The organism is Flavobacterium sp. (assembly GCF_050696275.1).
Lineage (GTDB): Bacteria > Bacteroidota > Bacteroidia > Flavobacteriales > Flavobacteriaceae > Flavobacterium.
In genome coordinates this window covers 1-7987 of record NZ_JBOGUT010000053.1, presented here as the reverse complement: position 1 = coordinate 7987, position 7987 = coordinate 1, and the positions used below count along the sequence as shown (strand labels likewise).

Genomic DNA, 7987 nt, shown 5'->3' with positions numbered 1-7987 from the left:
ACCCGAAACGGTTTGGTACCAGCATTCCAAAAGGATAGTAATAAACAGGACTTAATTGCCTTATTTTATTATAGGTAAGAGCGTTTTTTAAATTGTAAAAAATGTATAATTCGGTAATTATTGCCCGAATTTCAATAGTAAAAATAGCAAAAAACGGCACGAAAATGCCTAGTAATGAGGGTGTTTTTCGATTCTGTTTTTTTCGGCCTGAATTTTCCTATTTTTTACATAAAATAGTTATACTATTTCAAAAAAAAATTGGTTATTTGCACACAAAATTTTTCGGTATGAAAAAGCTAATTGTTAAGCAGTTACAAAATATAAAAAAAGCATCAGTTAAGGCATATTCTTTGACTGAGATATTGATTGTTTTATGCATTATCGGTATTTTGCTTCTGATGGTATTGCCAAACCAGACTTCGGTAATCAGTCAGGCTAAAGCGATTGAGGCACAAGCAATGCTAAATCAGGTATATGGCTTGGAGAAAAGCTATTTTTACCGACATTCAAAATATTCAAACAGTTTAGAAGAATTAGGTTTTGAACAGGAAGCTACCGTTGATGAAGGCGGACAGGCCGTATATAAAATCGAAATTACCGAAGCTTCGAGTGAATCTTTTGCGGCCAAAGCTACAGCTGTTTCCGACCTTGACGGTGACGGAAGTTTTAATACATGGGAAATCGACAGTAAAAAAATGCTAACAGAAGTAACAAAAGAATAACTTGAATTTAATTGTTTTAGGCTTGTTGCTTTGTTTGGTAATTGTATTCTTCCAGGACTGGAAATACAGACGCATTCATGTGGCGTTGCCTATCGCAATTTTCTCTTCTTCTTTTTATCTGATTAACCGGGAAAATCATTTCATTTTTAAAATTATCGGAGCCAACCTCTCTTTTTTTGTAATCACTTTAAGTGTGTTAACCCTATATATGAGCCTAAAAAACAAGCAATTTCTAAACCCTTTTCAGAATTATTTCGGATTAGGAGATCTGCTGTTTTATGTCGCCATAACTCCTTTGTTTCTGCTTCAGAAATACATTTTGTTCTTTATACTTTCAATGGTTTTTGCGATTGTCATGCAAACAGGATTGAAGAAATTCATGAAGCATGAATCTGTTCCGTTAGCGGGATTTTCGGCTTTATTTTTAATCTTAGTTGTTTTCAAAGATGTAGTGTTTAATTTTCAAAAAATGACACTTTTATAATTATGGAACCAATTCTAATCCTTCCTGAAAACCTGCTCAGCATTTCTAACGACTTAGCAAATCACTACAGAATCCTGCCTAAAAACGTGACGAATGATTCCATCGAATTGTATGTAGACAACAGTCATAGCAATCAGGACATAAAAGATGAATTAGAACTTTTTCTGGGGAAAAATATTGCATTTACACCTATCGATTCGTCCGAAATTGAAAAAGCGCTTTCTATTTATTACCGAAAAGAAAGAAATGTTAATTCCAACAAATCACTTAATGTTGAAAAAGGGGATTTTCTTGAAAATTTACTCACGGAAGCCAAATCATTAAAAAGCAGTGACATTCATTTTGAAGTATATGAAGAATCTGCTCGGATCCGTTTTAGGATTGATGGCCAGCTGATTGAACGTTATAAAGTGGAAAAAGACAATTATCTTGAATTAGTCAATAAGGTTAAGATAAAATCGAAATTGAATATTACTGAAAAGCGACTGCCGCAAGACGGGCGTATCACTAACGAATCGTTCGATATAAGGGTTTCTATTCTGCCTACGTTGTTTGGTGAAAAAATTGTAATGCGTTTGCTGGGACAAGATGCCTCAAATATCGATTTGAGCACACTTGGTTTTCAGGAAGAAGAGATACAACATTATCTGGAAGCAGTAAAGAAACCTAATGGGATTATTTTAATTAGCGGCCCGACAGGTTCCGGTAAAACGACCACGCTATACGCCACTCTGCGCTTGCTGAATGATTCCAGACGAAACATAGTAACAGTAGAAGATCCTATCGAATATACGCTGAAAGGCATCAATCAGGTACAACTTAAAGAAGATATCGGATTGACTTTTGCTTCGGCCTTAAAATCTTTTTTGCGCCAGGATCCCGACGTTATTATGCTGGGTGAAATCCGTGACTCGGAAACCGCATTAATGGCCATTCGTGCTTCTTTAACAGGGCATTTGGTACTGTCAACCATACATACCAATTCGGCAATTGGTACAATTTCAAGGTTAATCGATATGGGAGTACCTTCTTATCTGATTGCAGAAACTCTGAACCTTTCTGTGGCGCAACGTTTAGTACGTAAACTTTGTGATCACTGTAAAAAAGAGACTGAATCTCACAAAGAGGATTTTCCAATGAACTTTGAATTTCCGTATGAAATTTCCAAATACAATAAACCGGTTGGTTGTAATAAATGCTTTCACACCGGTTATAAAGGGAGAAGAGCTATTTATGAAGTCTTAACGATCAGCAATACAATCACAGAAGCCATAAAAAACAATACAATCACAAAATTATTCGAAGACGACGAAAATTATAAATCATTGTCAGCCAAGGCATTCGATATTTTGGCTGAAGGAGAAACTTCATTGGAAGAAATATATTCTATTTTAATTAACGCATAAATAATGTTTAAAAAATTTACCTACATACTTATCGGTTTCTTACTTACCAATTTTGCCTTTGCCCAACAGGACATTAATGAGTTAGGAAGAAAATTCGACGAATTGGCAAAGCAGAAAAAAGGGATTAATGAAGTGTTGAAAATTGATGTTTCAGGATTGACATTACATGATTTTATTTCTTCCATTGCAGAAGAACACCAACTGAATATTGATGTTGATATCGATTTAACGCAAACAGTAGTCAATAATTTTTTTGATGTCACCGTAAAAGATGTTTTTATTCACCTGGTCCAAAAATACGATTTGGAAGTTGGATTTATGAATAACATTATTACGTTCAAAAAAAGAAAAGAAGTCAAAATCATCGAAAAGAAACTTCCAAAGGTTATTGATGTCGATTACAATCCGCAAAACGACTTTTTATCGGTTAAATTAGAGAACGATTCGATACCGTCAGTAGCAAAAGCAATCATTGACAAATCTGGGAAAAACCTTGTTTTGGCGCCGGATATTAAAAATTTAAAAGTTTCCTCTTATATTCTGAACAGACCATTTGATCAGGTTATCGAAATGATGGCAAAATCAAATGATTTAATTGCCACAAAAGATGAAAACGGATTCTATTTTATCGAGAAAAATAAAGATCCGAACAATCTTAATGCTTCATCAGGCAGTAATTCGCAGAAAAACAAGCAAGCAAAAGTCAGTCAGGATGCTCCCGGATATTATGAAGTCGAATTAAATAAAACCGGGTTTCTATCCGTAAAAGCAAATGTCGCAGATGCCTCTGATTTATTAACGGAAGCTGCTGAAAAACTGCACATCAATTACTTCATGTACAACAAGCCTGAAAATGAAAAAACATCACTTTCTGCTGAAAATATTACGTTTGATGAATTATTAGACAATATTTTCAAAGGGAAAAAATACACGTACCGCAAGCAGGATAATCTGTATCTGATTGGAGAGCAGGCTACTGAAAGCCTGAGAGCTACAGAAATGATTCAGCTTGAAAACCGCTCGATTGAATCCGTTCTTGCATCATTGCCTAAAATTTTCACAGAAAAATTAGAAATCAAAGAGTTCATAGAACTAAACGGATTAATTGTATCCGGTTCGAAAACAGCTCTTGAAGAACTGAAAGTGTATATCAAACAAATTGATAAAGTAGTGCCAATGGTTCAGATTGAGGTAATCATTGTGCAATACAATAAAGGACATGATATTCAAACGGGAATGAAAGCCGGCCTGGACAAGTTAAATAAGCAACAAACAAGCGGAGTACTTTTCCCTACAGCAGACATAAATTTAAATGCTACTTCGGTAAATAGCTTAATCAGTGCTTTTAACGGCTTTGGAATTTTTAAATTAGGAAAAGTGACTGAGTCATTTTACATGAATCTGAAACTATTGGAAAACAATTCTATTGTTAAAGTAGAATCAACACCAAAAATAGCGACCATTAGCGGACACGAAGCCAAATTGGCTATTGGAGAAACCAGTTATTATTTCGAACAAAACAACAGATTAATCAATAATGGCGGTATTGGCAGCGACATTCTTCAATCTGGAACATGGAAATCTACCGATGCAAATCTGAGTGTAAGTATAAAACCATTTGTGTCCACTGATGAGAATGTTACCCTGACTATTTCGGTAGAGAAAAGTTCCTTTTTAGGAAGAGCAGGTGAAAATGCGCCTCCTGGAAAAGCCACTCAGAAATTCGAATCTTTGGTAAGAGTCAAAAATAACGAAATGATTTTATTAGGCGGATTGGATGAATTAAGAAAAGAAGATTCAGGTTCAGGAACTCCTTTATTGTCCAGAATACCTGTTATAAAATGGTTTTTCAGCAGTAGAAAAAAAGGAAAAAACAATTCCAAATTACATATTTTCATTAAACCAACGGTGGTCTATTAATGATAGCATTTTTATCTAAAATAATTAAAATTAACAGCCTTCATGTTGTTGGCGTCATTAAAAATGATAATGGCGAAAGCTACAATGTGCTTACTATTAAGAAAAAAGGAAGCAAAATTGATATTGTTGCCCAGAGGATTTTTAAAACCTTCGATGATTTAATCAGCAAAACAGACGCAAAGCTACCGGTTATTCTGGTAATTAACGGAAAAGGGGTTTTGAATAAAAAAATCGATTTTGACAATGAATCCGATATTAACTGGCAAAAAAACATAGATTATTCTACAATATACCATACAAGTTTAAAAAGCGGTAAAAATAATTTCATCAGTTTCAGCAGAAGAAATACGGTAGACGAAACGATTTTAAAGCTTCAAAAGAGCCATTTTCAGATTGTTGACATTTATATCGGATCTTTCCTGTCCGCGTTATTGTACAATGCAATAAAAAAAGATACTATAACTTCCGGGGATTTATTGCTGGATTTTGAAGAGGAAAAATTATTCGATTTTTCAAAACCTATAGAACCGGTTAAGAAAGAGAGTTATGAGATAGAAAAAGACAATATCACAAATAAAGTTCTGCCATTGTACGGTGCTTTACTGCATTTTTTTCTAAAACAACCGGAAGTATCAAAAACAAAAAACGATACTTTAAATGTTGAAGAAATAGTATATAAAAGAGCGTTCAATTATTTCGGTGCTGCCATGCTTATCGGCTTTTTGGTATCTTTGCTGACAAGCTATCTTTTGATACAATATTACGGTTCAAAAAATGCAGAACTCAATCTTCAGAGTGTATATTCCAATCAGTCGTATCAAAAGATTCTGGATTTGGAGAAACAAAAGGAGAATAAAATCAATATACTAAAAGAATCAGGGTATTTATCGTCTAAGTTTCTTTCGTATTACGGATACGAGCTGATGAAAAGCGTTCCATCTGATTTGTCACTGAATGAAGTTAATATCATTCCCGCCAATAAAGAAGTCAAAGCAAATAAAAAGATGCTTTTCGAATCCAAAACGATATCGGTTAAAGGAGAAACATTTAATGAATCTTCGTTTAACAATTGGATGGAAGGGCTGAAAAAAATGGATTGGATTGAACATTTTGAAATCATAAGCCTGAGAAAGGATAAGAAGAACAAATCGCAATTTGAAATAAAAATTACAATAAAAAATGTTTGAGCAGTATTCCTATAAGAAAAAATGTACGGCGCTTGTTGTAATTTTTGTGATGCTTTCCATTACGGCATACAAAAGATCTTTCAAAACATTATTTGAAGTAATCGGCGAGTATAAATCAATGACAACAAAAATAGAAGGGCTTAATAGTAAATCCAGCAATGCCGACGGATTGTTAAAAGATGTGGCGTATCTGGACAAAATAATCGGAAAAGAAGGAACTTCCAAAGAAATGGTACAACAGGGTTTGGTGAGTTTTGCGTCTCAAAAACAAAATGTATCGATAAACGATTTACAGTCCATTCATGTTTTTTCCGATGAGAATTACACTGTAGTCACTAACCAGCTTGATGTGACTGGAGGAACCAATCCGCTTTTACAATTAGGGTATGATTTTGAAAAAAATTTCAATCTTTCCAGAATTGTCAGCATGAATTTTTACACGACTAAAAAAAATAATAACTCTGAAGTTTTACACTTAAAAATGATATTTCAAAACTATGAAAACAATAAATAAAATAATGCTGTTTGCAATTGCGCTAATTGCTTTCTCTTGCGAAGATATCCTTGAAGACGATATCAGTAATGACACTATCCAGATTATTTCTCCTTTAAACGGAGCGCAAATAGAAAGTAATGTAGTTAAGTTTCAATGGAACAGCCTTAAAGGTGCAGATAAATACCGTGTGCAGGTGTATGGTGACAACCAGATTGTTGTTCTAGATTCATTAGTAGAAAACAAAACCAATTTGACATACCCTTTAACGGAAGGAGATTATCAATGGCGGGTAAGAGGAGAGAATTTTGCTTACCAATCGACATATTCTGTTCAATCTGCGTTTTCTATGATCGTTTCCGACGATTTGACTAATCAGCAGGTTGTTTTGTCAGCTCCAGATAATGATACCTATGTAAATTTTACCAATGTTACCTTAAATTGGCTAACGCTGGTGAATGCCACAAGTTATAGCGTTGAAGTGATAAATGTATCAAACGGACAACAAGTATTTCTTAACCCAGCTATTACTGGGACATCAGTAACTATGAACAATCCGAATTTAACTGACGGAATCTACGAGTGGAGAGTTAAAGCTAAAAACAGTGCCAACGCTACTGAAACGCAGCAATATGCATCCAGAAGATTTTCTGTTGACAGAGTACTGCCAAACCAGCCTGGATTTGTACCAACTTCAACTCCGGCGGACAATGGCTCGCCAATAGCAGCAAACACATCAATTACATTTACTTGGGTAATTCCATCGGATTCAGGGAATGTAATGTCTCCAATTACTTATGTGATTCAATTTTCCAATGATAATTTTGCAACTCAGCCTTTTCAATCCACAGATGTGACTTCAACTACTTTTTCTCAATCGTTCAATACGGCAGGAGTATATTTTTGGAAAGTGCTGGCGAAAGATAAAGCAGGAAATGTAAGTGTACCAAGCGTAATACGCAAGTTTACTTTAAATTAGATTTGTAATGTCAAAAAAGAAAATAAATATTGCTTTGATAATGGTGGTTTTAGGGCTTTGGGGAACTGTGGCTTACAAGGCTGTCAGTCAGTATTTCTTTTCGAATGAAATCGCTTTAAATGATGCTCAAGGTCAGGCCGATTTTAATATCAGTAAAATTGAAAAAGATACTTTTAAACTGGAAACCATATCCAGAGATCCTTTTCTGAATAAAAGTGTTGAACCGGCAAAACCTACGATACCCAAACCGGCATTACCTAAAAAGATGGTGGTTCCGCAGCCGCGATTTGTAAAACCTAAAATAGTGATAATGTGGCCGGAAGTACATTATTACGGTTATATTAAGTCGAAAGAGAAAAAAGATGAACTTATTATGGTTAAAATAGGAAGCAAGCTTTACAAACTAAGAAAGAATGATCAAATTGATGGTTTGTTTATTAAAAAAGTTTACAATGACTCAGTAGAAGTCTTTTTTAACAAAGAGAAGAAAATGGTGCATTTAGCACAGTAAATATTTAAAGAATATAAAAAAGCCACTCGATTGAGTGGCTTTTTTATTGATGTGCAGTTGTATTTTTCTTGTTGCAAAAAAATATTTTGAAAAATTTTGCTACAGGGCCATAATATACATTTCAAAAAATATACGGCATAAAAAAATCCTAACTTTTGTGCACTGCCCCCAAAAAGTTAGACACTATTTGGGGGTATTTTTATGGAAAGAAAAGTCAAGTATAATTTTGCATTAAAGCTTGAATGTGTAAAATTAGTTGTTGAACAACATCATTCATGCGAAGTT

8 protein-coding genes are annotated in these 7987 nt (G+C 34.3%); all 8 read left to right on the top strand.

The window, feature by feature from the left end; all coding sequences use genetic code 11:
• Positions 1 to 287 precede the first annotated feature (287 nt).
• The 8 genes from ACRDEC_RS16705 to ACRDEC_RS16670 are packed head-to-tail and all read left to right on the top strand — an operon-like array spanning position 288 to position 7702.
• Complete coding sequence (locus ACRDEC_RS16705) at positions 288 to 722, top strand: type IV pilin protein (RefSeq protein ID WP_431499509.1); 435 nt, start codon at positions 288 to 290, stop codon at positions 720 to 722.
• 1 nt (position 723) lies between these two features.
• Positions 724 to 1206 carry a prepilin peptidase gene (locus tag ACRDEC_RS16700; protein ID WP_431499508.1) on the top strand — a complete coding sequence of 161 codons (483 nt, stop codon included), beginning with the start codon at positions 724 to 726 and terminating at the stop codon, positions 1204 to 1206.
• Positions 1207 to 1208: 2 nt separating this feature from the next.
• Positions 1209 to 2612 (top strand): GspE/PulE family protein, encoded by a 1404-nt coding sequence (locus ACRDEC_RS16695; protein ID WP_431499507.1) that lies wholly within the window; start codon positions 1209 to 1211, stop codon positions 2610 to 2612.
• Positions 2613 to 2615: 3 nt separating this feature from the next.
• Positions 2616 to 4532: a type II secretion system protein GspD gene (locus ACRDEC_RS16690; RefSeq protein ID WP_431499506.1), complete on the top strand. Its 1917-nt coding sequence runs from the start codon at positions 2616 to 2618 to the stop codon at positions 4530 to 4532.
• The gene (locus ACRDEC_RS16685) at positions 4532 to 5719 is read left to right on the top strand and encodes a hypothetical protein (RefSeq protein ID WP_431499505.1); all 1188 of its coding nucleotides are present in this window, start codon (positions 4532 to 4534) and stop codon (positions 5717 to 5719) included. The genes ACRDEC_RS16690 and ACRDEC_RS16685 overlap by 1 nt, the downstream gene beginning before the upstream one ends.
• Positions 5712 to 6233 (top strand): hypothetical protein, encoded by a 522-nt coding sequence (locus tag ACRDEC_RS16680; protein WP_431499504.1) that lies wholly within the window; start codon positions 5712 to 5714, stop codon positions 6231 to 6233. Before ACRDEC_RS16685 ends, ACRDEC_RS16680 begins: the two co-directional genes overlap by 8 nt.
• A complete protein-coding gene (locus ACRDEC_RS16675) occupies positions 6217 to 7191 on the top strand; it encodes a hypothetical protein (RefSeq protein WP_431499503.1) in 975 nt (324 codons plus the stop codon). Before ACRDEC_RS16680 ends, ACRDEC_RS16675 begins: the two co-directional genes overlap by 17 nt.
• A gap of 7 nt (positions 7192 to 7198) precedes the next feature.
• On the top strand, positions 7199 to 7702 hold the full coding sequence (locus ACRDEC_RS16670; protein WP_431499502.1) for a hypothetical protein: 504 nt from the start codon (positions 7199 to 7201) through the stop codon (positions 7700 to 7702).
• The last annotated feature ends 285 nt before the right edge of the window (positions 7703 to 7987 follow it).

What these genes read in the sequence shown, in the direction of transcription:
- ACRDEC_RS16705 (WP_431499509.1), top strand. Translation starts at nt 288, where the DNA reads ATGAAAAAGCTAATTGTTAAGCAGTTACAAAATATAAAAAAAGCATCA.
- ACRDEC_RS16695 (WP_431499507.1), top strand. Translation starts at nt 1,209, where the DNA reads ATGGAACCAATTCTAATCCTTCCTGAAAACCTGCTCAGCATTTCTAAC.
- ACRDEC_RS16690 (WP_431499506.1), top strand. Translation starts at nt 2,616, where the DNA reads ATGTTTAAAAAATTTACCTACATACTTATCGGTTTCTTACTTACCAAT.
- ACRDEC_RS16685 (WP_431499505.1), top strand. Translation starts at nt 4,532, where the DNA reads ATGATAGCATTTTTATCTAAAATAATTAAAATTAACAGCCTTCATGTT.
- ACRDEC_RS16680 (WP_431499504.1), top strand. Translation starts at nt 5,712, where the DNA reads ATGTTTGAGCAGTATTCCTATAAGAAAAAATGTACGGCGCTTGTTGTA.
- ACRDEC_RS16675 (WP_431499503.1), top strand. Translation starts at nt 6,217, where the DNA reads ATGAAAACAATAAATAAAATAATGCTGTTTGCAATTGCGCTAATTGCT.
- ACRDEC_RS16670 (WP_431499502.1), top strand. Translation starts at nt 7,199, where the DNA reads ATGTCAAAAAAGAAAATAAATATTGCTTTGATAATGGTGGTTTTAGGG.